The 23,606-nt window shown below is 63.6% G+C and carries 18 protein-coding genes and 1 tRNA gene; 7 read left to right on the top strand and 12 right to left on the bottom strand.

From position 1 onward, the window contains the following. Positions 1-364: 364 nt before the first annotated feature. Both DBR47_RS02415 and DBR47_RS02410 read left to right on the top strand, forming a co-directional pair. Positions 365-3,184, top strand: a complete 2,820-nt coding sequence (locus DBR47_RS02415) for a TonB-dependent receptor (protein ID WP_124446469.1) — start codon at positions 365-367, stop codon at positions 3,182-3,184. Then, positions 3,181-4,335, top strand: coding sequence for a serine hydrolase (locus DBR47_RS02410; RefSeq protein ID WP_124446467.1), 1,155 nt, complete (start codon positions 3,181-3,183; stop codon positions 4,333-4,335). The genes DBR47_RS02415 and DBR47_RS02410 overlap by 4 nt, the downstream gene beginning before the upstream one ends. Positions 4,336-4,344: 9 nt before the next feature. Here DBR47_RS02410 and DBR47_RS02405 read toward each other — a convergent pair whose 3' ends face one another. From DBR47_RS02405 to DBR47_RS02375, 7 genes are all read right to left on the bottom strand, one after another. After that, positions 4,345-4,764, bottom strand: a complete 420-nt coding sequence (locus DBR47_RS02405; protein WP_124446465.1) for a thioesterase family protein — start codon at positions 4,762-4,764, stop codon at positions 4,345-4,347. Next, positions 4,764-5,402: a YceH family protein gene (locus tag DBR47_RS02400; RefSeq protein ID WP_197046820.1), complete on the bottom strand. Its 639-nt coding sequence runs from the start codon at positions 5,400-5,402 to the stop codon at positions 4,764-4,766. Before DBR47_RS02400 ends, DBR47_RS02405 begins: the two co-directional genes overlap by 1 nt. Positions 5,403-5,408: 6 nt before the next feature. Further along, on the bottom strand, positions 5,409-6,191 hold the full coding sequence (locus tag DBR47_RS02395) for an SDR family oxidoreductase (protein ID WP_124446463.1): 783 nt from the start codon (positions 6,189-6,191) through the stop codon (positions 5,409-5,411). 116 nt (positions 6,192-6,307) lie between these two features. Continuing rightward, a complete protein-coding gene (locus tag DBR47_RS02390) occupies positions 6,308-7,549 on the bottom strand; it encodes a dienelactone hydrolase family protein (protein WP_124446461.1) in 1,242 nt (413 codons plus the stop codon). Between the two features lie 13 nt (positions 7,550-7,562). Continuing rightward, positions 7,563-8,099, bottom strand: a complete 537-nt coding sequence (locus DBR47_RS02385; RefSeq protein WP_124446459.1) for a flavin reductase family protein — start codon at positions 8,097-8,099, stop codon at positions 7,563-7,565. Then, on the bottom strand, positions 8,096-9,364 hold the full coding sequence (locus tag DBR47_RS02380) for a styrene monooxygenase/indole monooxygenase family protein (protein WP_124446457.1): 1,269 nt from the start codon (positions 9,362-9,364) through the stop codon (positions 8,096-8,098). Before DBR47_RS02380 ends, DBR47_RS02385 begins: the two co-directional genes overlap by 4 nt. 22 nt (positions 9,365-9,386) lie before the next feature. Continuing rightward, positions 9,387-10,175 carry an SDR family oxidoreductase gene (locus tag DBR47_RS02375; protein ID WP_124446455.1) on the bottom strand — a complete coding sequence of 263 codons (789 nt, stop codon included), beginning with the start codon at positions 10,173-10,175 and terminating at the stop codon, positions 9,387-9,389. Positions 10,176-10,380: 205 nt separating this feature from the next. Between DBR47_RS02375 and DBR47_RS02370 the strand changes: the two genes are divergently transcribed. The 4 genes from DBR47_RS02370 to DBR47_RS02355 all read left to right on the top strand — a co-directional run bounded on the left by DBR47_RS02370 (position 10,381) and on the right by DBR47_RS02355 (position 16,830). After that, positions 10,381-11,454 carry an AraC family transcriptional regulator gene (locus DBR47_RS02370; protein WP_124446453.1) on the top strand — a complete coding sequence of 358 codons (1,074 nt, stop codon included), beginning with the start codon at positions 10,381-10,383 and terminating at the stop codon, positions 11,452-11,454. Between the two features lie 113 nt (positions 11,455-11,567). Continuing rightward, positions 11,568-13,256, top strand: a complete 1,689-nt coding sequence (locus DBR47_RS02365; RefSeq protein ID WP_124446451.1) for an electron transfer flavoprotein-ubiquinone oxidoreductase — start codon at positions 11,568-11,570, stop codon at positions 13,254-13,256. Positions 13,257-14,615: 1,359 nt separating this feature from the next. Further along, entirely contained in the window at positions 14,616-16,187 is a 1,572-nt protein-coding gene (locus DBR47_RS02360; protein WP_124446449.1) for a transposase, read from the top strand. 82 nt (positions 16,188-16,269) lie between these two features. Beyond that, entirely contained in the window at positions 16,270-16,830 is a 561-nt protein-coding gene (locus tag DBR47_RS02355) for a DUF4375 domain-containing protein (protein WP_124446447.1), read from the top strand. Between the two features lie 373 nt (positions 16,831-17,203). Here the strand turns inward: DBR47_RS02355 and DBR47_RS02350 are convergent, their stop codons facing one another. Next, the gene (locus DBR47_RS02350) at positions 17,204-17,815 is read right to left on the bottom strand and encodes a GNAT family N-acetyltransferase (protein WP_124446445.1); all 612 of its coding nucleotides are present in this window, start codon (positions 17,813-17,815) and stop codon (positions 17,204-17,206) included. Between the two features lie 28 nt (positions 17,816-17,843). Beyond that, positions 17,844-18,563: an FMN-binding negative transcriptional regulator gene (locus DBR47_RS02345; RefSeq protein WP_231512087.1), complete on the bottom strand. Its 720-nt coding sequence runs from the start codon at positions 18,561-18,563 to the stop codon at positions 17,844-17,846. Positions 18,564-18,577: 14 nt separating this feature from the next. Between DBR47_RS02345 and DBR47_RS02340 the strand changes: the two genes are divergently transcribed. Beyond that, entirely contained in the window at positions 18,578-20,158 is a 1,581-nt protein-coding gene (locus DBR47_RS02340) for a PLP-dependent aminotransferase family protein (RefSeq protein WP_124446441.1), read from the top strand. Here DBR47_RS02340 and DBR47_RS25320 read toward each other — a convergent pair. The 3 genes from DBR47_RS25320 to DBR47_RS02325 all read right to left on the bottom strand — a co-directional run bounded on the left by DBR47_RS25320 (position 20,132) and on the right by DBR47_RS02325 (position 23,492). Continuing rightward, positions 20,132-21,685 (bottom strand): methyl-accepting chemotaxis protein, encoded by a 1,554-nt coding sequence (locus DBR47_RS25320; protein WP_197046819.1) that lies wholly within the window; start codon positions 21,683-21,685, stop codon positions 20,132-20,134. The genes DBR47_RS02340 and DBR47_RS25320 overlap by 27 nt on opposite strands. A 380-nt stretch (positions 21,686-22,065) precedes the next feature. After that, positions 22,066-22,158 (bottom strand) — tRNA-Ser (locus DBR47_RS02330). Between the two features lie 65 nt (positions 22,159-22,223). Further along, positions 22,224-23,492 (bottom strand): aspartate kinase, encoded by a 1,269-nt coding sequence (locus DBR47_RS02325; RefSeq protein ID WP_124446439.1) that lies wholly within the window; start codon positions 23,490-23,492, stop codon positions 22,224-22,226. Between the last annotated feature and the right edge of the window lie 114 nt (positions 23,493-23,606).

Below are 23,606 nucleotides of genomic sequence, written 5' to 3'. Positions count from 1 at the left end.
TTGGGCTGTTGAAATCAGGGGTTAGCGAATCGCCTGGCGATGCAGGCAAAACCTAGGGGTTCAGGCAACACGACTCGCGCCGTGCATGCGCCGCTTGATGGTAGCCGACCTGGGGCGAGCAGCCGGAGCCGCCCTTCCCCCTAATTCAATGGACAGCTTGTGCGGCCAAGAGTTGCATTCACGCGACTGAGCCTGTGTTTACCCACTGGCCCTGGGCGCACTAGCTTTCTAGACTGAGTGCAAAGCTGTGCGAAGTTCGCATCTGTGCAGCGCTTGCAAGCCCTGGACTGCATGCACCGACACACGCCCGTCATCAAGCGCCGATCAAGCCCCTCCCATCCTCAGCCCCAAGCGGACCCTCCTCATGACTAACAAAGCCTCCACGCTTCGCCACGCTTACAAGCAAACGCCCAGCAGCGCTGGGTTGAAGAAACGCCTGAGCTTGCAGGCCTGCTTGCTGGCCTTGGGTGCGATGTCCGCACTTTCGAGTCAGGCGCAGACCAAGGACGAGGAGACCAAGAAGTTGGAGCGGGTGGAGATCACCGGCTCAGCGATCAAGCGCATCGAAGCCGAAGGCGCCCTGCCGGTGCAGGTGATCACCCGTGCCGATATGGTCAAGTCCGGCATCACCACCGCGGCCGAGTTGGTGGCCAGCCTCAGTGCCGCCAGCAATAGCTTGACCGACGGCGTCAGCATTGGCACGGGCGGCTTCAAGGACCAGATGGGCTTCAACTCCGCCAATCTGCGCGGCCTGGGCACCTCCTCCACCCTGGTGCTTTTGAATGGCCGGCGCATGGCCAACTTCGCCTCGCCGGGCGACGACTCGGGCGTCGACCTCAACAACATCCCGGTCGCTGCCATCCAGAGAGTGGAAGTGCTGTTGGACGGCGCCTCCGCCATCTACGGCACGGACGCCATCGGTGGCGTCATCAACTTCATCACCCGCAAGGACTACCAAGGCCTGGAAGTGGAGGTCTACGCCGGCAACACCCAGGAAGGGGGCGCTGGCAAACACACTGTTTCCCTGGCGGGCGGCCTGGGCGACATCAGCCGGGACCGCTTCAATATCTTCGGCGTGCTGGACTATCAGCACACCAACGCCCTCTCCACCTCGCAGCGCAAATTCATCAGCGATCTGGAGATCCCCAAGCGCTTGCCGCATCTGCTGTCCTCTGCGGGTTTCCCGGCCAATATTCGCCTGACGCGCGGCCAACTCAGTGCCCTGGAGGACGAAGGCTTCGCCATCAATGGCAAGCCCATCTCCACCCGCACCATCAATCTCAGCGCCCCCAATTGCAACCCGCCCCACACCCTGTACCTGCCGGACGGCATCGGCGGCGTGGACGGCTGCACCTATGACTACATGCGGGACATCGAGCTCTCGCCCAAGACCGACAAGATCGACTTCCTGGGCCGAGGCGTTTTTGCCCTGAGCGAGCAGCACCAGCTCTTTGCCGAGGTCTCGCTGACCCAGGCCAAGAGCTTTTACACCGGCACCTCCAACCGCATCGACGGCGAGATGGACGTCAGCCTGATCCCAGGCCTGGCCAAGACCAGCCTGGCCGCCGCCGACCCGGGCGACGAGTTGCGCAGCCTGACCGTGCGCACCCGCTTGCTCGATGCCGGCCGCCGCACCAGCGAGGTGGTGAGCAGCGGCAGCCGCTTTGTGCTGGGCATGGAAGGCAGCTTGGGCGCCTGGGACTACAACCTGGCCTACAACCACAGCGTCAACAAGGTGTCGGACCGCGATGTGGCCGGCTACCTGCTGTACGACAAGACCATGGAGGCCTTCGCCAATGGCGTGATCAACCCCTTCGGCCCCCAGTCCGCCGAAGGCCTGAAGTTCCTGCAGAGCAATCAGATCAATCAAGAGGTGCGCAATGCCACCGGCACCATGGATGTGTTTGACATCAAGGGCAGTCGCTCGCTGGCCAAGCTGACCGGCGGCGACCTGGCCATTGCGGTGGGCGCGGAACTGCGCCGCGAAGCCAGTCGCTCGGCCGCCTCAGACCTGCTGATTTCCGACAATATCGTGGGCGACCCCACCCCCGGCGACGCACAGTTCACCGACAACTCGCGCAAGGTCTGGGCCGTTTACGGCGAAATCAGCGCCCCCATCACCAAGGAGTTGGAACTGCAATTCGCCCTGCGCCACGATCACTACGATGTGGTGGGCGGCACCACCAATCCCAAGCTGGGCCTGCGCTACGCGCCCATCAAGGAGATGGTGCTGCGCGCCTCGGCCGGTACCGGCTTCCGCGCGCCTTCGCTCAACGATATGTATCGCCCGGTCAAAACCGGCGAAACCGCCACCCTGCCCGACCCGGTCTGTATGGCAGAGAACGACAACGATCTGGGCTTCTGCGCCGATTTGTGGAAGACCCGCACCTATGCCAACCCGAATCTGAAGCCCGAGAAATCCAAGCAGTTCAGCTTTGGCGTGGTGGTGGAACCCCACCCCATGCTGAGCCTGGGCCTGGACTACTGGAATATCGAGAAGACCGATCTGATCAGCACCATCGGCGACGACGTGATCCTCGGCAATCTGGCCAAGTACGGCAATCTGGTCCATCGCTACAACATGAACGAGGGCCTGCCCGGTTGCGCCTACGACGCCAGCGACTCCTCCATCTGCTTCATCGAATTGCGCAAAGAGAACCGCGGCAAGCAGCGCGCCTCCGGCCTGGACTTCACCTTCGACCTCAAGCGGCTCAACACCTCGATCGGTCAGTTCGGCGCCAAGCTGGTCGGCACCCTGGTGCTCAAATCCGAGAAGCAGACCGGCTACGGCGACGACTTCGTCAGCGATCTGGGCAAGTTCGTCACCAACGGCGTGGTGCAGCGCTGGCGCCATCGCCTGACCTTGGACTGGTCCTCTGGCCCATGGAGCCTCGCCCTGGCGAATAACTACTCCAGCAGCTACACCGACCAGAACTCGGCCATCGACACCAACTCCGGCACCGTGGTCGCGCCCAATGTGGTGAAGGCTTACTCGCTCTGGGATATGTCGGCCGCCTGGGATGTCAACAAGGCCTTCACCCTGCGCGCGGGTGTGAAGAATCTGTTCGACACCGCCCCGCCCTTCTCCAACCAGGCCTACTTCTTCATCTCTGGCTACGACCCCAGCTACACCGACCCGCGCGGTCGCTTTGGCTACATCAGCGCCCAGTACCGCTTCAAGTGAGGCCGCTGACACGCCGCCAGTTGCTGCGGGACACGGCGGCGCTGAGCGGCGTGCTCACATGGCAGGCCGAGGCTAGGGGGCAAGACCTGACCCCGGCGGCAAGTCTTGGCAGGCCAGCAGCCGATCAAGCGACCCAGGCCTGGCTTAGCCGCCAGCTGCCAGCCCTTTGCCAGCAGTTCGCCGTGCCCGGCGCCCAGCTCTGCCTGCTGCGGGGTGGGCAGACCATCTGGACTCTTTGCTACGGCACGAAGCGGGCTGGCCAACCCCAAGCCGCGATTCAAGCGGACACGGTCTTCGAGGCCGCCTCCATGAGTAAGCCCGTGTTTGCCTGGCTGGCGATGCGGGCTTGCGAGCTGGGGCGGCTGGCACTCGATAGACCCGTGGCCGAGCAGATGCCAGAGGCGGCCTTGCAAGCCTTTTTTGCCGATACGCATGCGACCCCGGCACAGCAACAAACTTGGCGTGCCCAGATCACGCCGCGCCATCTGCTTAGCCACCGATCGGGTTTGCCCAATTGGCGTGAGGAAGACGCCGAGAGCAAACCTGATCGGCCCGCCCTCGGCCTCGCCTTCCAACCCGGCAGCGACTTCCGCTACTCCGGTGAAGGCTATGCCTTGCTGCAAAACTGCCTGGAGCACATCGAGGGCCAGCTCTTGCAAGACATGGCCCAGCGCCAGCTCTTCGAGCCCCAGGCCATGCGGCACAGCGGCTTTGTGTTGACGCCCGCTTTGGACGCCTTGCGTGCCCGCGGCCATGCCGAGGACGGCCAAGCGCTGCCGCTCGCCCGCTACGCCCAGGCCAACGCGGGCTACACGCTTTACACGACGGCCAAGGACTACGCCCGCTTCCTGAGCCTGATGATCGCCCAGGCGCCCTCACAGATGCTCAGCCCACAGGTCGAAGTGAAGTCGCGCCCACCGATCCAGCGGCCAGGCTTGGCGCATAGCGACAGCGTGCAATGGAGTCTGGGCTTTGCGCTCAACCCCACGGCCCAGGGCGTGATCGCCTATCACTCGGGCGCCAATAGCACGGGCTTCAGAGCCTATAGCCAGTTCTCGCCCACACGCAAAAGCGGCCTGGTTTTTCTCAGCAATGGGCTGAGCGGCCACGAGGTCTGGCAAACACTGGTGGCCGAGATGGGCGACCTCTGAGCACGCGGCTCAAACCAGCAAGGCGCGCAAATCCTCGGGCAGCGGCACCGACTTTTGGGTCGGAAAGTCGGTCCACACCACCGTCGCACCGCCGCTGGCGTAGATGAGGCCTGGCTGATCCGCCCGTTCCAACGTCACCCATTCCTCAAAGCTGCTGCGGCCCGGATTGCTCACGAACAGCTTGGCCAGCACCTCGCCCGGGTACTCCAGCTGTTTGTGAAAGGTACAGCAGGCATTGACGATCACCGGGCCTTGACCCTTGGGGTTAGGGGCGGCATCCAGCTTGTCAAACCACTCCACCCGCACGATCTCCAGATAGCGGAAGTAGATCGTATTGTTGACATGGCCCATGGCGTCCATATCGCCCCAGCGAATCGGAAAGCGGGTCTCGTAGACCAGCTTCCTATCCTGAGGCAGATCGAAGCGCATCAGCTGATGCCGAGTTCAGCCGCCATACGCTGCACCAAGGCCTTGAGTTGCTCGACCTCGCTGCTCAAGCGCTGCTGCTCGGCGCGCAAAAAGGCCAGCTCATCGTCACGCGGCGGGGCCGCTTGGCCGGGCGCCGGCAATGCAACCTCACCGCAGAGCAGATGGGCCCAACGCGGCTCTCGGGCGCCAGGCGCGCGGGGCAGCTTGACGGCGTAGGCCGGCTGACGCTCGGCCAGCTCTTCCAGAAAACCTTCCACCGATGAGATATCGGCAAAGCGGTGTAGCCGCTCGGTATTGAGCCGCAGCTCGGCCGCCGTTTGCGGGCCGCGCAGCATCAGCAAGGTCAGCAAGGCCAGGGCCGCACCGGGCACGCCCAGGCCACGCGCGCCGTTATGCTCGAAGCGCACCACCCGGCTACCGCTGACGGTGCTGACCAGATGCATGGCCTTCAATTCCTCCAGCGCCGCCAGCACATCGGCCTCGCTGGCGGCCATCACCGGCTCACGCGCGGTCTTCTGGTTGCAGCCCAGGGTCAGGGCATTCAGGGACAGGGGGTAACTATCAGGCACGGTGGATTCCTTTTCCACCAACACCGCCAGCACACGCGCCTCCAGGGCGCTCAAAGTTCGCAAAGCCATCGCTGCTTAGACTCCAAATCCATCGTCGGCCTGAATCACCGCGCCATTGATGAAATGGCTCTCGTTGGCGCACAGCATCAGCAAGGAGGTATCCAGATCCCGCGGTTGACCCACGCGCTTGCGGGGCAGCAGCTCCACCAGCTTCTGGCCCTGCTCGGTGCCCCAGTGGTGGTGGTTGATCTCGGTGTCGATATAGCCGGGGCAGATGGCGTTGACATTGATGCCGTACTTGCCCCATTCCAGGGCCATGGCCCGGGTCATGTGGATGACGGCCGCCTTGCTCATGGAATAAACGCCGATCTGGCTCAGCACCCGCAGGCCGGCCATGGAGGCAATATTGACGATGCGCCCGCCGATAAAGGTGCCCGGTGCCGAACCGCGCGCCCGCGCCAACATGCGCTTGCCCACTTCTTGCGCCACAAAAAAGGCGCCGCGCACATTGGTGTCCATGACGAAGTCGTAATCATCCGGCCCCACATCGGTGAGGCGCTGGGTGGTGCTGACGCCGGAGTTATTGATCAAGATATCCAGCGTGCCGACCTCGGTCTCGGCATGGGCCACGGCCGATTTGATGCTGTCCAGATCGGTCACATCCAGATGCACCACGTGGGCGTCGCCGCCCGCACCCTCGATCTCGCTGCGCAAGGTTTTGAGGCGTTCGGTGCGGCGACCCGCCAGCACCACACAGGCACCGGCCTGGGCCAGGGTCTTGGCGAATTGAGCCCCCAGGCCGCTGGAAGCGCCGGTCACCAGGGCCACGCGGCCCGATAAATCAATGCTGTAACTCATCTTTGCTTTCCTCTCAGGAATTGCAAAGACGATAGCACGCTGGGCCTAAGCCTGGCTGTCACACAAGCGAAGCAAAAGCAGGCGGGCAGCCCCTCTCTTTGCCTGCTCGCTGAAGGCTAGATCGGCTTACCTTCGCTGCCACTCCAACTAGGCATCAAGCGGTTCGACGGCAGCTTCTCGTCCAGCAGTTTGCGCGCCGTCTCCATGCCCGCCACCGGCAGGCCGCTCGGGTCCAGCTTGCCGATCTGCACCAGCACCGAGGCCTGATCCCAGTAGATGTGCTCGTGGTAGAGCTTGTCGCCACGGAACTTGACAATGGCCACCAAGGGGATCTGCACCTCGCGTCCGGTGGGCGCGATGCCGGGCAGCATCCAGTCGATCTCGCAGCTATGGGTGAAGCAGAACAACAGCTCGTCCACGATCTGGGTGGCGCCTATGGTGCGGGAGATGGGGATCAGCCGCGTATCGGGTGGATTGCTGTTGACGAAGTGGTATTTGTAAAAGCGTTTGAGCGCGTCATGGCCCACACCGCCCGTCATGGTGGGAATGTGGTTGACGTAGGGCTGGGCCACCATGGTGGCCATGGTGTCGTCCACATTGCGGCTGGCGAACTCGTATTCGCAATGCTTGTCCCAGAGCGCCGAGAAGTCGTAGTGCGGGCCCATCTCGGCCTTGAAGGCGGCCACCGAGCGCTGATGGGCCATCAGGGCCGAGGCCTTGTCGAAATGCGGGGAGGCCGGGCGGGCAAACGCATGGTCCACACCGGGGTAGACATAAAGCTCGGTGCTGGGGCGCTGCTGCAAGGCTTGCATGATGGTGGCGCGGGCCTCGGCCGTGCAGTAGCCGTCCTTCTCGGCAAAGTGCAGCACCAGGCGGCCGCGGATGTTGGCCGCCTCGTCCAGCTTGTTCTCCATGCCCACGCCGTAATAGCCCACGGCCACATCCACATCCAGGCGGCAGGCGCTCATAAAGGCCAGCATGCCGCCCAGGCAAAAGCCCAGCACCCCCGCCTTGCCCGCGAACTCGGGCCGGGCACGCAGGGCTTGCAGGGTGGCGCCAATGTCCTCCACCCCCTTGTCGCGATCAAAGCCCTGGAAGAAGCCAAAGGCTTGCTGCCACTCTGCTTCGGAGTAACCCAGTTCCACGCCGGGCTGCTGGCGCCAGAACAGATCGGGGGCGATCACCACATAGCCCTCCTCGGCGTAGTAATCCGCCGTCTGGCGCACGAACTCGTTGATGCCAAAGATTTCCTGGGCCAAGACGATGCCGGGGCCCGTGCCGCCGGGCGGCAGGGCCAGATAGGCGCTGAAGCTGCCGCTGCCGTCAGCGGCTTGGATCTTGATGGTTTGACCGGCCATGATTGCGTGTCTCCTAAGTTTTAACTTCACCAAACTGCCCGCGATAAAACAAAAGTGGCGCGCCCTGATCGCGCCGGTGCTGCTGGATGCGGCCGATGAACAAGGTGTGGTCACCGGATTCGATCGCGTCCCGACTCTCGCACAAAAACAAGGCATGGCTGTCGGCCAACAAGGGCGGCGCCTCGGCCCATAGCGGCGGCTGCAAGGCGATGCCCTGGAACTTGTCGGGCAGGCGCGAGTTGGCGAACTGCAGTGCGGTTTCGCCCTGGTGGGCCGCCAGCACATGGATGGCGAAATGCGTGGCCTGCCTGAAGGCCTGGCGATTGGGCGAACGGTTGGCCAGGCTCCAGAGCAGCAGCGGCGGCTCCAGCGACAAGGAGGCAAAAGAGTTGACCGTGAGTCCCACGGGGCGGCCATCCGCCGCCCTTGCCGTGACCACCGTGACCCCGCTGGGAAAACAGCCCAGGCTTTGGCGCAGCGCCGTGGGGGTCAGGTCTTGACTCAAGGCCGATGGCGCGGTGGCCGCAGCCACATCTTGTCGCGCATTCATGCCGCCTGCCTCTCCATATGTTGGGCAACAAAGCGCTGGCATTCCTGCGCATCGCCCCACCAGGGGAAGAAGGCGGGCGGGTGGTCGAAGTTATTGGCAATCGCGCTGGCAATGCTGGGGCATTGGCCCGCCGCGCCCAGCAGTTGCAAGATGTGCTCGGGCGGCGGGGCCAGGAGCATATTGGTCCAGCGCACCACGTCCTTGGCATAGGCCCAGTAGCGGTCGAAGGTGGCCTGCATCCAGCCAGCATCAAAGGCCTGATCGCCACGCGCGCAGATCGCGTCGTAATAGACCTGGAAGGCCTTGGTGGCGTTATTGCTGCCCTGGCCGGTGATGGGGTCGTTGACCACCACCGCGTCGCCCATGCCCAGCACCAGCCGGCCCGAAGGCAGGCGGCCCACGGGCCGGCGCACCGTGGGTGCGAAGCGGCCGGCCAGGGTGCCCAAGTCGTCGGTCAGACGCACATCGCGGCAGCGCTCGGCTTCCCAGGGCAGAAAGCGCTGCAGGGTCTCCAAGCTGCGGGCCAGATGCTGCTCGGGGGTTTTGACGTCGGCCCAGCAGTCCATGGGGCCGCCGGGCACGCCCTCGAACACCATGATCTCGCAGGCGCCGTTCAGCGTCAGCGCCGGGAACACAAAGTATTCGCCCACACCGGGAATCAGATTGAAGCAGACCCGGGAGTAAGGCTCGCGCGGCAGCATGCCTTGCACATAGGTCAGGGCCAGGGCACGCTGCGGGCGGTCGTAAATGCTTTTCTCGGCGTCGCGGGCAAAGAGCTGGTTGACGATCTCACCCTTGCCTGCCGCCAGCACCAGCAGATCATGGCTGGCCGCCAACTCCTCCAGCTCCTCAATACCGGCCTCCTGCAAGATCAAGCACCCGCCGCGCTGCTCGAAGGCCTCCATCCAGGCCGGCATCTTGAGGCGCTGGTCCACCGCCTGGGCCGGTTTGTGCAAGGGCGCGGCCCAGTCGATCAGCTTGGTGCCGCGCGGCGCAGCGGGGTCGGGGTTGGGCACGCACAAGCCTATGCCTTGCACCGGCGGGCAGTCCTGGCCCCACCAATCCAGCTGGTGATCGCGCTCGATCTGCAAGGCTGCGTCGAACATGCATTGGCTGGACATCACCCGGCCGCCGCGGATCTGCGCGGCGCTGCGATTGCTGAGCAGGGTGACCTCGTCGCCACGGGCCTGCAGCGAGAGTGCCAAGGGCAGACCGGACTGACCGGCGCCGACGATGGCGATACGACGGGAAGAAGTCTTGTTCATGGCAGTCTCCATTGAGCGGGGTTCAAACAGCAAGCTTGGGGATGGCGGGCTGGTTTTGCTCGGGGCCCATGGCGGAGTAGCCGCCGTCCACCGCGTAGTCGGCGCCGGTGACAAAGCTGGCGTGGCTTGACAGCAAGAATGCCACCACCTCGGCCACCTCGGCTGGTTCACCCACCCGGCCCAGCAGATGAAAAGGCGCGGCCACCGCATCGGTCTTGGCCCGGTCGCCCTGGCTCAACTCCTCCATCAACCGACACCAGGTCCAGCCGGGCGAGACGGAGTTGACACGGATGCGATCCGGCGCCAGGTCCATGGCCATATTGCGGGTCAGTTGCACCAGGGCGGCCTTGGACACCGGGTAAAGCCAGCGCCCGGTCTGCGCCACCTTGGAGGAAATGCTGGTGAAGTTGACAATGGCGCCGCCGCCCCGCGCCACCATCAGCTCGCGCACGGCCCGCACCATCATCACGGCGCTGACCAGATTCACATCCAGGGCCTGCAGCCATTCCGAGCGCGGCGAGGCCAGGCCCTGGTCCAGATAGCTGCAGGCCAGATTCACCAAGCCGTCCACCCCGCCCAGGCGCTCGCGCACCTGGCCCACGGCATAGGCCAGGGCCGCGTCGTCGGTGAGATCCAGCTTCAGCGCCAGCAGCCGGGCGTCCTGGCGTGCGGCCAGGGCCTGCACGCCGGCCGCATCCAGATCCAGCACCGCCACCCGGGCGCCATAGCCCAACAAGCCATCCACCACGGCACGCCCGATCAGGGTTGCTCCGCCGGTGACGATCACCACCTTGTCCTGAAGTCCTTGCATACGCCTGTCTCCGTTGCTTGTTGTTCGGTGGCCCATGCTCCAAGGCCTGGGCCCAAGCGGCTATCCACTGGCTGCAAGCACTATCCAAAAAGTGCAAGAACTTGGGCCCGGCTGCGGGTCTGCCCAGTGACAAGCCGCGGCCCTGCGCTGCTACATTGATTTGCAACAAATCCCCGCGCTCGCTTTAGCGCTAGACGCCCCGACCATGGCCTCACAACAGCCCCGCCTCAGTGCCGCACAGCAACTCAGCCAAGGCTGGGAGCGTGCGGCCGCGCGCCGCCTGCTGTTTGAGTCCGACGATGTGGAACAGGCCCAGGCCCTGGTCGGCCGGGTGTTCAAACCGCATCGCCTGGAGCCCCGGCGTAGCGGTTTGGCAGGCTCTGGAAGCCGGCCGGTGGCCATGCAGATGGATCATCTGCCCCTGGGCTTGCTGAGCATGAGCCGGCTGCGCTACGGCGCCACGGTCGACATCCTGCCCGGCCCGCTGGAGCGCTTTTATCTGATCCAGATCCCGCTGCAAGGCCAGGCCGAGATTGCCAGCGGCAGCCACGACTTTCTCTCCGACGAGGCTTGCGCCAGCCTGCTCTCGCCCCAGCCCGATCTGCGCATGCGCTGGCATGCGGGCAATGAGCAATTGCTGCTGCGCATCGAGGCCACAGCGGTGCAGCGCTTTGCGCAGAGCTGGTGTGGCGAGCCCGGCTTGAGCGCCCCGGTGTTCGCGCCCCAGCTGCGCCTGGAGGCCCAGCCCGCCTTGCAAGAAGCCCTGCTCTCCTTGTTCGACTTTGCGGCCGCCACACAGGCGGCCAGCCCTCAAGCGCTGGCCTTGCCCCTGGCCAGCCGCTACCCGCTCTCGGCCTTGCAGCTGCAACACCGCCTGATCGCCGCCCTGCTGGCCGGCCAGGCGCATGACCACAGCGCGCTGCTGCGCGGCAGTGGCGCGCCCTTGGCGCCGCGCACGGTGCGCCTGGTGGAAGAGTTCTTGCTGGCGCATTGCCACGAGGCCTTGAGCCCCGCTCAGTTGGCCGCCGTGGCAGGGGTGAGCGTGCGCAGCTTGTTCCTGGGTTTTCAGCGCTACCGCGGGGTCAGCCCCATGCGCATGTTGCGCGAGCTGCGTCTGCGCCAGGCGCACGAGGAGTTGCTACGCGCCGAGCCCCACAGCCACATCACCGAGGTGGCCTTGCGCTGGGGCTTTTATCATCTGGGCCGTTTCGCCCAGGAGTACCGCGAGATGTTCGACGAGTCGCCACGCGACACGCTGGCCTCGACCCGTCGCCCCTGAACACCCCCGCGCCAAGGCGGGTAGACCCCAGCGTCTACAAAATCGAACGATCGTGCTTTTTAGTCCTCAGGCTGGCTAGAATTGCGGCCAATTGATCTACCAGGACCCTCACAATGACGACAAGCCAGGACCTCCTCGCCCAATACGGCCCCCGCGAATCCATGGAATACGACGTGGTCGTCGTCGGCGCCGGCCCCGGTGGCCTGGCCACCGCCATTCGCCTCAAGCAACTGGCTGCGGCCAAGAGCCAGGAACTCTCCGTCGTGGTGCTGGAAAAAGGCTCCGAGCCCGGCGCCCACATCCTCTCCGGCGCGGTGATGGACCCACGCGCCCTGACCGAGCTGCTGCCCAATTGGAAAGAGCTGGGCGCTCCGCTGAACCAGGCCGTCAGCGATGACGAGGTCTTGTTCCTGAACGAGACCGGCGCCACGCAAACCCCGCAGTGGTTGATCCCCGAGTGCTTCCACAACCATGGCAACTACGTCATCTCCCTGGGCGCTGTGACCAAATGGCTGGGTGAGCAGGCCGAAGCCCTGGGCGTGGAAATCTTCCCCGGCTTCACCGCCGCCGAGATTGTTTATGGCGAAGACGGCAGCGTGCGCGGCGTGGCCACCGGCAATCTGGGCGTGGGCAAGGACGGCGAGCCGACCGAAAACTTCCAGCTGGGCATGGAGCTGCTGGGCAAGTACACCGTCTTTGCCGAGGGCGCGCGCGGCCATCTGGGCAAGCAGCTGATCGCCAAGTTCCAGCTCGACGCTGGCAAGGACCCACAAAGTTATGCCATCGGCATCAAGGAGCTGTGGGAAGTGCCCGAGGCGCAAGCCAAGCCCGGCCAGGTGGTGCACACCGCCGGCTGGCCCATGGACGGCGACACCTATGGCGGCGGCTTCCTCTACCACCTGGAAGGCAATAAGGTCACGCTGGGCTATGTGGTCGGGCTGGACTATAAAAACCCCTGGCTCTCGCCCTTCGAGGAAATGCAGCGCTGGAAGACCCACCCCAGCATCCGCAAACACATCGAAGGCGGCAAGCGCATCAGCTACGGTGCCCGCGCCATCACCGCGGGTGGCTTGCTGAGCCTGCCCAAGACCGTCTTCCCTGGCGGCGCCCTGGTGGGCTGCGATGCCGGTTACCTGAACGCCGCCCGCATCAAGGGCAGCCATGCCGCCATCAAGACCGGCATGCTGGCGGCCGAGGCCGCCTTCGAGGCCCTGGCCGCCGGCCGTCAACACGACGAGCTGAGCGCCTACCCGGCCGCCTTCGAACAAAGCTGGCTGCATGCGGAGTTGAACCAGTCGCGCAACTTCAAGCAGTGGTTCAAGAAGGGCAATACCGTCGGCACCCTGATGACGGGCATCGAGCAATGGCTGCTGCCCAAGCTGGGCTTCAAGGCCCCGCCCTGGACCATCCACCGCCCGCAGGCCGATCACCTCTACCTCAAGCCCGCGGCCGAGTGCGCCAAGATCGACTACCCCAAGCCCGATGGCAAGCTGACCTTTGATCGTCTCTCCTCGGTGTTCGTGTCCAACACCAACCACGAAGAGAACCAACCGGCTCACCTGACGCTGAAAGACGCCACTGTGCCTGTGCGCATCAACCTGGCCCTGTACGGCGGCCCCGAGGCCCGCTACTGCCCGGCCGGCGTCTACGAGTTCATGAAGAACGAAGACGGCAGCGACCGCCTGCAAATCAATGCGCAGAACTGCGTGCACTGCAAGACCTGCGACATCAAGGACCCGACCCAGAACATCGTCTGGGTCACGCCCGAGGGGGGCGGTGGGCCGAACTACGCGGGCATGTAAGGCTGCCAGTACACCAAAGTTGCTGCCACAGCCGTACAAGCGATTTCGGCTTCAATGACCGGCCTCGGTCAAAGGAGCCGGTCAGTGTTCAGGCCTTGGGGGCTGCAAGGTGCCCAAAGCAGCCGTTCGCTGCCCTGCCAAAACGTCGTCACGGAGTAGATGGGGCCTTGAGATTTAAGGCCTGACCCTCTCGCCCCAAGCCTTCATGGCCCGCGTGGCGCAGATTGACATCCACCAATGCCCGCAGTGCAAGACCGGGCGGCTGGTGGTCGTGCAGACGCTCAAGGGGCTCAAGCAGCTGCCCGCGCCGGGGTCAGGTCTTGCTGGCAATCAGGCCAGAGGTCCGCCGTGAATACTTGGCGAACTCGAGCCAGCAACACCATGCCAGCGAGGCGGTGGGGGGCTGGGCTGTGCAGCAAGTGGGCGAGCCCTGGACATGGGCTGCAAACTAGTCAAATGGGGTCGCAGTTGAAATGAAGAAACGCGGGCGTCTGGGGATTGCACCAAGGGCAGGGGCAGACCCGACGCCCATAATGGGTGCCATGCCCCACGCCGATTTGAACCAACCCCCTTCGCTTACCCCGAGCCGGTCTATTCACCGCTGGGGTGGCGGTTTCGTTCAACACGGTTTACCTGCCGCCGGCCGCATTGGGCTGCTTCGTCACGGCTGTGCGGCGGCAGATAAACGCTGACTGTTAGGCCTCACCAAATGCGCCCTCTGCGAGTACTCGTTCACTGGATCACTGCCATCGCTGTCTCATCAGCGTCAGCGCAATCCATGGACCCGGATTCGCCTGACTTTGATCCTGTCAAACGTATGCAGAGGTTCTATCCGGACTGGCAGCCTCCGAAAGTTGATGCTGAGGAACTTGCGCGTCATCCACTCGGAAGCGGGGAGCATCCCATCAGAGTCCAGGGACTGAAGGGAACTAACGCCTATCTCTCTCGCCTGCGCTGTGCAGACGGAAGTGCCCCAGGTTTCAGAAGGCGCGGCAGTGGTTTGCGCGGGATCTTTGGGTATCCGGTGGATTTCTATGAACTCACATGTCCCGCAACCCGGCCAGCGTCCGTAGTGGTCGACATCTATCACCCCAAGTACGTTGAGAGCGAGCCCGTCCCGGGTTTCACCCTCGCTCAGTGAGGCCTAACAACTCGCTCAACCGGACCCGCTACGGCAGGCCACCTTGGCACGAGCTGAGGTACGCGGTACATTCTCTCAGCTCGGGCCAAGGCGTCCTGCCTCCGCGGTCCGGCTAGCTCGAACGTTGAAGCTGTAAAAAAACCTCCCAATCGGGTGACACCCGATTCATTGTTAGGCCCCTGACGCGTCAAATACACCGACGCGTTGAGGAGGCCACAATGCCGCGCTACAAACCCAGTGATTGCCACGCACTGATGCTGCCGGTGGTGTTGTCGGAGCAGATCGTGCCGGGCAGTTTTGCCTTTGCGTTGAACTACCTGGTCGATCACGAATTGGATCTGAGCGCCTTGGACGCACGCTTCAAGAACGACGCCGTTGGGGCCAGCGCCTATGACCCACGCGTGATGCTCAAGATTGTCTTGCTGGCCTACAGCCAAGGCCTGATCTCCGGCCGCAGCATCGCAAACGCATGCGCTCGCAACGTCCAGTTCATCGCCATCATTGGCGACAGCCAGCCCAGCCACGCACACATCGCCAAGTTCGTGGTGTCGCTGAGTGATCAGATCAAGCCTTTGTTCGCGCAAGTGCTGATGACCTGCGATGCCCAGGGCCTGATCGGCCGCGAGATGTTTGCGATCGACGGCGTCAAGTTGCCCAGCAACGCTAGCAAAGAACGCAGCGGCACGCATCAAGAGTTGAGCCACCGAGCCGAGCGGCTGGACAAGGCGGCCGACAAAATCCTGGCGCTGCACCAAGCCCAAGACAAAGCCGGCGCGCAAGAAGCACTGGAGGCCAAGCGCCAAGCCCGCATTGATGCGCTGCGCCAAGAGGCAGCGCGTACGCGGGCCTTCGTCTCGCAAAGCCCCAAGCGCTTGAACAACAAGAGCCAGGAGCTCAAGTCCAATATCACCGACCCCGACAGCGCCAAGATGGCCACCAACAAAGGCGTCATCCAAGGCTATGCGGCACAAGCGGCGGTGGACAGTGCCCACCAAGTCATCATCGCGGCCGATGTGGTGGGCTCGGGCTCCGAGCAAGCCATGCTTACACCCATGATCGAACAAGCCAAGCCCTGGAGCGACAGCGACACGCTCGTCACCGCCGATGCTGGCTACCACAGCGATGCCAATGTGCAGCAGCTGCATGACAACAACACCCCCGCCTTGATCGCCGACGGCCAGATGCGCAAACGCGATGAGCGCTTTGATGGCCGAGACAAACACAAGGCAAAACCTGACCCCCTGTCGGAGAAGAAGGCCAGCGGCGAGCCGCCAGAGATCAAGTTCTTCAGACCCAAGGACTTCAGCTTCAATGATGAAGACAACACCGCCACCTGCCCAGCAGGCCAAGTATTGAGCCGCAAAGGCCGCGTGCATGTCTCTGCCAGCGGGCACCCGTACCAGACCTACATCGCTCAGGCCAGCGACTGCGCTGCTTGTCCGCTAAGCGGGCAATGCCTGAAGCGGAGACGATCCAAAGAGGGCGGCAAAGACAGCACCCAAGACGAGCGAGGCCGGCAAGTTGCCCGCTTCTTCCCCAGGCCCGTGGACCTCTGCCACCCCAGCGAACGCATGCGCCAGGCCATCGACTCACCCCGAGGCCGGCAGTTGTACAGCCAGCGCATCGGCACCGTGGAGCCGGTGTTTGCGAACCTGCGGCACAACAAGCGGATGAACCGACTGAACCTGCGCGGGCAAGCCAAAGTCAGGACGCAGTGGAGCCTGTACTGCATGGTGCACAACATCGAGAAGTTGCAGAGAACGGGCTTCGGGCAAACCGGGGTTCAGTAAGGCAGGTAACAGGCGGCACAATCACTCAGGTGCCGAACCTGCGGCACACAAACCAAAATTCACCGATGAACCTAGAGATTCAATGTCGCGAGTGTTCACGCGCACCGAGAGGTGGGCGTGGCTGCGAATTTTGGGTTTTTGGAAAGCCTCGTTAGCCGTCAAGCAGGATCAGGCGATGGACTACTGGAACCTTGTTCGCCCCGTGTGGGACACCATCTCGATTTACGGCGGTGGCGAGCAGTTTTTGGCTGACTATGAGGCGGCCCCCGAAGTCTCACGAGTGCTATTCGCTGCTCACTGGTGTCAATCCGAGATTTGCAACGGTGGCTTCCATCAGTTCTATGGAAACTCAACTGGAGTGCTAGCCCCCGAAGCGCTCGACGCCTTCCAGAAGCTTGGCATGCCAGAAACGGCGAAACTGATTGCCAAGTCCATTGCCTGGTTTGACTCGCCGTTCCCCAGGGAAAGAGCAGTTCGTCAAAGTCTGCTTGATGCACACGCAGAGGCTAGCGTCGGAGCGCAGGACCCTTTTGATGCGCTTGATGATCCGTTCTTCAAGAGCCTGGAGTCCGAGGCTGGTGGCTTTGAGGCTGCTGCCAATTCCTTCGCCGACGCGTGGCAGTCAGAGACGGCGCGGCGATGACGGCTAACCTGTCATTGCAGCCGACCCTGGTCGGTTGAATTCCAACGTTGAGTGTCAGCTTCCCGGCAACTCGTTTCGGTAGGGCCGACGACAGCTTTTGGCACATTGCTGCCATCAAATTTTGGCGCCCAAACGAACGGGACTGCCGAAAGCGGTCAACGGACCTCACCCTGCTCAAATCAACGGTTGCACTTAGGTCGGCTGGCGTGCTGCCGGCCACGAATTGAATTGCGAAAGGAACGAGGGAAAGCGTCGACACACCTCGGCGCCGCAGGCACCAATGAGAAAGCGCAAACCATTGGCCACGCCTTCCAAGCTTCGTTACAACAAGACCCTCCCGTTACGCGGCAGGTCAGTCGCGGTGGGATGGAAGTTAGCGCAGCATGCTAGCCAGTCGATCCTTCACCGCCGGCCACTCACTGTCGATGATGGAAAAATAGACGGTGTCACGCACCCGCCCGGTCGAGCAGATCACATGGCGGCGGAAGATGCCCTCCTGCTGCGCGCCCAGGCGCGCGATGGCGGCACGGCTCTTGGCGTTCAGCACATCGGTCTTGAACTCCACCCGCAAGGCCCCCAGCGTTTCAAAAGCGTGGGTCAGCAGCAAGGTCTTGGCCTCGGTATTGGCGCCGCTGCGCTGGTGGCTGGGCGCGTACCAGGTCCAGCCGATTTCCACCCGTCTGTCCTTGGCCGAGATGCTGCCGAAGCGGGTGCTGCCAATCACCATGCCGCTGCGCGCATCGATGATGGCAAAAGGCAGGGCCAGGCCACGCGCCTGATCGGCCAAGGCCGCCTCCACATAGGCCTGCATCTCCTCGCGATTGCGCACCTGGGTGGGCACCCAGGCCCACAACTCTGGCGCGGTGCCTACGGCAGTCAGACCGTCCACATGGGCCAGGCTCAAGGGCTCCAGGCGCACATGGCGGCCATGCAGGGTGACGGGGGCAAGCTGCAAGGGTTGCAGCAGGTCTTGGACCTTGGTCATCAATCATTCCTCCTGTTGAATTGGGGGTTCACAAGCCCAGGCGCTGCATCCACTGCGCCACGGCCTGCTCGGCGGCCGAGCCCTGGCTCAGGCCGGCCTGGATGCGCTGGCGCTCCAAGGCCGAGCGGTTTTGACTCAGCTTGGCCTTGGCCTCCAAGCGCGTGAGCCGCAGCCTGAAGCCCACGATGGCCGCCAGCAGCTTGGACTGATAGTCCTCGGGCAAACCGCGCCACTGCGCCGCATAGCCGGGTTCGTGCTGCCCGATCAGGCGCTTGAGCAAGGCGTCTTTTGCCGAGGCCTCGTCCACCAAGTCCAGCCTGCCATAGGCATGCACGGCCACATAGTTCCAGGTCGGCACATTGCGCTCATGCTCGTAGTGCTGCGGTGAGATGTAGGCACTGGGGCCGCTGAACACCGCCAGCACCTCGGTCTGATTCGCCGCCTGAGCTTCCAGCCAGGCCCAATGTGGATTGGCCCGCGCCATATGCCCTTCCAAGACCAAGGGCTTCCCCTCTTCCTCCAACAGAGTCAGTGGCAGATGGCTGACGAAAGCCTGGCCAGCCGCATCGGGGCCGATCACGGCCGCCAGAGGCTGAGTGGCGATCAGATGCCGAATCTGGGCGTCGTCTTGCAATCGGAAATGCGCGGGCTGGTACATGGCGGGCAGCTTGAAGAAAAAGAGGAGGATGAGGACCGAGGCGGTGTGGCGCCCAGCATAGGGCCTGACTTGGTACCATGAAAGTGCCAATTTCGAGGATTTCCATGGAGCCAATTTCAAAGCGAGCCACGCTGAGCCTGGAGCCCGACGGCCTGCGGCTGGACCGCCGCCTGGGCCTGGCGAACTCCCTGCACGCACAGCTCAAGCAAAAGATCTTGCTGGGCCAGCTCGCCGCCGCTCAGCGCCTGCCGGCCAGCCGGGAGCTGGCGCAGCGCCTGGGCGTTTCACGCAACACGGTCTTGCGGGCTTACGAGCAATTGATGGCCGAAGGCTTGCTGGAGGGCCATGTGGGTGCCGGTTGCTTTGTCGCGCAACTGCGGCGGGAGCCCGCTGCGAGCTCGGCCCCAATCCGCGCGCCGGCCCTGCGACGCAACATCGAGCGCACCGCCGCCGAGCCCAGCAGCGAGCTCTGGTCTCGGCTAAGCGGCTTTCAGCCAACGCCTGCGGCCTTGCCCGGCCAGCGCGGTCTGCGCTGGGGCTTGCCGGCGCAGGACAAATTTCCCCATGTTTTGTGGTCGCGCTTGCAGCAGCGCTTTTGGCGACGCCACCCAGAGCTGGCCAGCGGCTATGCCGACCCGGCCGGCCTGCCCCGGCTGCGCGAGCTGATCGCAGCCTATCTGAACAGCTCGCGCGGCTTGGCCTGCTCGGCCGAGCAGGTCTTGCTGACGGCTGGCAGCCAGCAAGCTATTGCCATGGCCGCCCTGGCCTTGCTCAAGCCCGGCGAACGCGTGGCCATGGAGTCACCGGGCTACCGGTCGGCGGCGGCGGCCCTGGGCTTGAGCGGCGCCAAGGTCGTGCCCGTGCCGCTGGACGCCGAGGGGATGCGCCTGGGCGCTTTGGAGGCCTTGCGCGACTGCCGCCTCGCCTACATCACCCCCTCCCACCAATTCCCCAGCGGCGTGGTGATGAGTGCGCAGCGTCGGCTGGACCTCTTGGCCTGGGCACAACGCCACCAAGCCTATTTGCTGGAGGACGACTACGACGGCGAGTACCGCTACGCCGGCGTGCCCCTGGCCCCGCTGGCCAGCCTGGCCGGGGCGGAGCAGCGGGTGCTTTATGTGGGCACCTTCTCCAAACTCCTGTTCCCCGGTCTGCGCCTGGGCTATCTGGTGGCGCCGACGGCCTGGGTGCCGACCCTGGCCAAGTTGCGCTCGGTGCTGGACCGTCAGTCCAGCATCGTCGACCAGTATGTGCTGGCCGATTTCATCGAAGAGGGGCACTTCCTGCGCCATGTGCGACGCATGCGGCGCACGGCCAGTGCGCGATGTGCGGCCTTTTTGCGAGCCTGGGAGCGAGAATTTGGCACTACCCTGGTCCTCCCCTCAGCCAACGTCGAAGCGGGCTTGCAGCTGCTTTTACGCCTGCCGAATCCGCACTGGGAAAGGCGACTGGTTCAAGCGGCGCAGACACTGGGCCTGGAGATCGGTGGGCTGCGCCAGGTGGGCGGCCTGCCCGCCCACAGCCAGGAGGCTGGACTGGTGCTTGGATTCGCCTCGACGCCCGAGGCACAGATCGAGACGACGGTGACCGAGCTGGCGCGATGCTGGCGGCCGGTGCTGGCCGAGCTGAGGCGCGAGAACGGGGGCCTAGCGCTCGACCTAGAGCTTGAAGATGGCCACAGCTGAGACCAGTTGTGCAGCCTGCTGCTTGAGGCTTTCCGCCGCGGCGGCGCTTTCTTCCACCAGGGCCGCGTTCTGCTGGGTGTTGCGGTCCATCTGGGTGACCGCCTCGCCGACCTGGGTGACGCCGGTGTTCTGCTCCATGCTGGCAGCGCTGATCTCGCCCATGATGTCGGTGACACGGCGGATGGCGCCGACCACCTCGCTCATGGTGCTGCCGGCCTGATCGACCAGGGCCGTGCCCTGCTCCACCCTGTCCACACTGGCTGAGATCAGGCTCTTGATCTCCTTGGCTGCATCGGCGCTGCGACCGGCCAGGCTGCGCACCTCATTGGCCACCACGGCAAAACCGCGGCCTTGCTCGCCAGCGCGCGCCGCTTCGACGGCCGCGTTCAAGGCCAGGATATTCGTTTGAAAGGCGATGCCATCGATCACGCCGATGATGTCGTGGATCTTCTTGCTGGCGTCGTTGATGCCCTTCATGGTCGCCACCACCTGATTGACCACCTCACCGCCCTTGACGGCCACCTGCGAGGCATTCATCGCCAGCTGATTGGCCTGCTGGGCGTTGTCGGAGTTCTGCCTGACGGTGGAACCCAACTCCTCCATGGCGGCCGCCGTTTCTTCCAAGGCGCTGGCCTGCTCCTCGGTACGGCGACTCAGATCGTGGTTGCCGGTGGCGATCTCGGCACTGGCCGTGGCCACGCCTTCGGCACCTTGGCGCACATCGGAAACGATGCGGGTCAGGTTCTCTGACATGGCGGCCAGCGCACGCATCAGCTGACCCGATTCATCTTGGCGCTCGACCCGTTCGACCCGCCGGCTCAGATCGCCCTCGGCCACCGCCTCGGCGATTTCGGCGGCACGCGTCATGGCCCCGCCCAGCATGCGAGCCAGCAAGACGCCCACCAGCGCGGCCAACACAACGGCCAAGCCAATCGTGGCGGCAATCATCCAGCGCGCCGCCGCATAGTCCGAGGCCGACTGCTGGCCCATGTCGCGCATGGACTCGGCGCAGACCGCATCGATGGCCGACAAAGCATCGTCGACCTTGTTCTCAAACTCACGCACCTCGCCGCGCTTGATCTTGGCCTCGTCGATCTTGCCCGCCTTGGCCAGAGCCGCCACCTCGGCCTGACCCTGACGCAGCTTGGGCAGATCACTTTCAATCGAGGCGATCGCCGCGCTGGACTTGGGATTGCCACGGTCGAGGTCCTTGAGGGTCAGGGCATAGAAGCGGTCCATGCCCTTCATGCGCGACTCCATGTCCTGGATATGCTTGTCGACGCCCTCGGCGGCCGTGTTGTAAATGATCGCATTGCGCATGGCACGCCCGGCCTTGATCAACTCGGAGTTGGCCTCCTTGATATTGGAGAGTGCCGGCACCGCGCGATCATTGATGTTCTCCAGGGTCTGGTTCACCTTGTGCAGGTTGATCAGCCCGACCGCCCCCACCAAGCTGGCCAAAGCCGCCATCAGCAGAAAGCTCGCAAGCAGCTTGCTTGAGGTCTTGAGGTTGTTGAGAAAGTTCACGGTCGCACTCCTGGCTAATGCTTTGCATTGCCGCGAGCACGCACAAGACCCGACTTGATGAATTGGACCGCCTGTACTGCTCAGCAGCGTCGGCCGCAAGTATCAAGAGTGCGGCCTGCGCCCAAATGACTGAATAAGCCAGCTTCAAAGGCGCTAGTTCTGCACTCAGACGCCCAAACCCATCACATGCGTCAAGTCAAAAAGTTAGGTTCCGGTCTGCAAAGAATCAGACCACGCCCTCCCGGGCGAGCCTGTCGGCTCAGGTGGCTTTTGCATTCAAAGAATGCGGCGCAAACAAGGCCGGGCACACTGCCGCTGCGCACAAAGCAAAAACCCCTGATGCACAAGATTTCTCTTGCAGATCAGGGGTTTGCCATTGTTGGCGGAGTCGGAGAGATTCGAACTCTCGATGCAGGTTTTGCCCACATACTCCCTTAGCAGGGGAGCACCTTCGGCCACTCGGTCACGACTCCAGCGCAGCCTTGCATTCTATACAGGTTTTTTCCGTCTCAAGGGAAGTTTCGGAAAATTTCTGCAATTACTCAGGATTTTTTTCCAGCTCGAAGGCTTTGTGCAGTGCTCGCACAGCCAGCTCCATGTACTTCTCGTCGATCACGACGCTGGTCTTGATTTCGCTGGTGGAGATCATCTGGATATTGATGCCCTCCTCGCTCAGGGCGCGGAACATCTTGGAAGCGACGCCCACATGCGAGCGCATGCCGATGCCGACGATGGAGACCTTGCAGATCTTCGGGTCGCCTTGCACCTTGGCCGCTTGGGTGGCCGGGCCCACGGTGCTTTCCAGCAGCGCCATGGTGCGGGCGTAATCGTTGCGATGGACGGTGAAGCTGAAGTCGGTCTTGCCGTCTTGCGAGACGTTCTGGATGATGACGTCGATGTCGATATTGGCTTCGGCCACCGGGCCCAGGATCTGGAAGGCGATGCCCGGCTTGTCGGGCACGCCCAGCAAGGTCACCTTGGCTTCGTCGCGGTTGAAGGCAATGCCGGAAACGACGGCTTGTTCCATTTTTTCGTCCTCTTCAAAACTGATCAGGGTGCCAGACTTGGCTTCCTCGTTGATATCGATGTCCCAGGGTGTGAAGCTGGACAAAACACGCAGCGGCACGCGGTACTTACCGGCAAATTCGACGGAGCGGATCTGCAGAATCTTGGAACCCAGCGAGGCCATCTCCAGCATCTCTTCGAAGCTGATGGTCTGTAGGCGGCGCGCCTCGGGCACGATGCGTGGGTCGGTGGTGTAGACGCCGTCCACATCGGTGTAAATCAGGCATTCATCGGCCTTCATGGCGGCGGCAATCGCCACGGCCGAAGTGTCCGAGCCACCGCGGCCCAGCGTCGTGATGTTCATCTCATCATCCACGCCCTGGAAGCCCGCAATCACCACCACTTTGCCAGCCGCCAGATCGGCGCGCACGCGGCTGTCGTCGATGCTTTCGATACGGGCCTTGGTGTAGCTGGAATCGGTATTGAGCGGAACCTGCCAGCCGGTGTAGCTGACGGCATCCAAACCTTCGGCCTGCAAGGCAATGGCCAAGAGGCCCACCGAGACCTGCTCGCCAGTGGAGGCGATCATGTCCAGTTCGCGATTGAGTTCGGGGCTGCTGCCGGCGGGCGCCAGCTCTTTGGCCAGACCCAGCAAGCGATTGGTTTCGCCGCTCATGGCGGAAGGCACGACCACCATTTGATGGCCGGCGCGCGCCCATTTGGCAACGCGCTTGGCGACGTTGCGAATGCGGTCGGTCGAACCCATCGACGTGCCGCCGTACTTGTGAACAATCAAGGCCATAGAAGTCTCGCTTGAAGCGAAGATGTGTTGAGGCGAAAAGGATTGAATCGCTGAGGGCCCTGGGGGTAGGCAAGGCACCTTGGACCCATGAGGCCAGGAGGCGGTGTGCGCCAC

Source organism: Paucibacter sp. KBW04 (assembly GCF_003852425.1).
In the GTDB taxonomy this organism is placed as follows: domain Bacteria; phylum Pseudomonadota; class Gammaproteobacteria; order Burkholderiales; family Burkholderiaceae_C; genus Paucibacter_A.
This window is presented reverse-complemented; position numbering and strand designations above follow the sequence as displayed.

Coding starts and splice junctions, on each gene's coding strand:
- DBR47_RS02415 (WP_124446469.1), top strand. CDS start 365: ATGACTAACAAAGCCTCCACGCTTCGCCACGCTTACAAGCAAACGCCC.
- DBR47_RS02405 (WP_124446465.1), bottom strand. CDS start 4,764: ATGCGCTTCGATCTGCCTCAGGATAGGAAGCTGGTCTACGAGACCCGC.
- DBR47_RS02400 (WP_197046820.1), bottom strand. CDS start 5,402: ATGGCTTTGCGAACTTTGAGCGCCCTGGAGGCGCGTGTGCTGGCGGTG.
- DBR47_RS02395 (WP_124446463.1), bottom strand. CDS start 6,191: ATGAGTTACAGCATTGATTTATCGGGCCGCGTGGCCCTGGTGACCGGC.
- DBR47_RS02390 (WP_124446461.1), bottom strand. CDS start 7,549: ATGGCCGGTCAAACCATCAAGATCCAAGCCGCTGACGGCAGCGGCAGC.
- DBR47_RS02385 (WP_124446459.1), bottom strand. CDS start 8,099: ATGAATGCGCGACAAGATGTGGCTGCGGCCACCGCGCCATCGGCCTTG.
- DBR47_RS02380 (WP_124446457.1), bottom strand. CDS start 9,364: ATGAACAAGACTTCTTCCCGTCGTATCGCCATCGTCGGCGCCGGTCAG.
- DBR47_RS02375 (WP_124446455.1), bottom strand. CDS start 10,175: ATGCAAGGACTTCAGGACAAGGTGGTGATCGTCACCGGCGGAGCAACC.
- DBR47_RS02370 (WP_124446453.1), top strand. CDS start 10,381: ATGGCCTCACAACAGCCCCGCCTCAGTGCCGCACAGCAACTCAGCCAA.
- DBR47_RS02365 (WP_124446451.1), top strand. CDS start 11,568: ATGACGACAAGCCAGGACCTCCTCGCCCAATACGGCCCCCGCGAATCC.
- DBR47_RS02360 (WP_124446449.1), top strand. CDS start 14,616: ATGCCGCGCTACAAACCCAGTGATTGCCACGCACTGATGCTGCCGGTG.
- DBR47_RS02355 (WP_124446447.1), top strand. CDS start 16,270: ATGTCGCGAGTGTTCACGCGCACCGAGAGGTGGGCGTGGCTGCGAATT.
- DBR47_RS02350 (WP_124446445.1), bottom strand. CDS start 17,815: ATGACCAAGGTCCAAGACCTGCTGCAACCCTTGCAGCTTGCCCCCGTC.
- DBR47_RS02340 (WP_124446441.1), top strand. CDS start 18,578: ATGGAGCCAATTTCAAAGCGAGCCACGCTGAGCCTGGAGCCCGACGGC.
- DBR47_RS02325 (WP_124446439.1), bottom strand. CDS start 23,492: ATGGCCTTGATTGTTCACAAGTACGGCGGCACGTCGATGGGTTCGACC.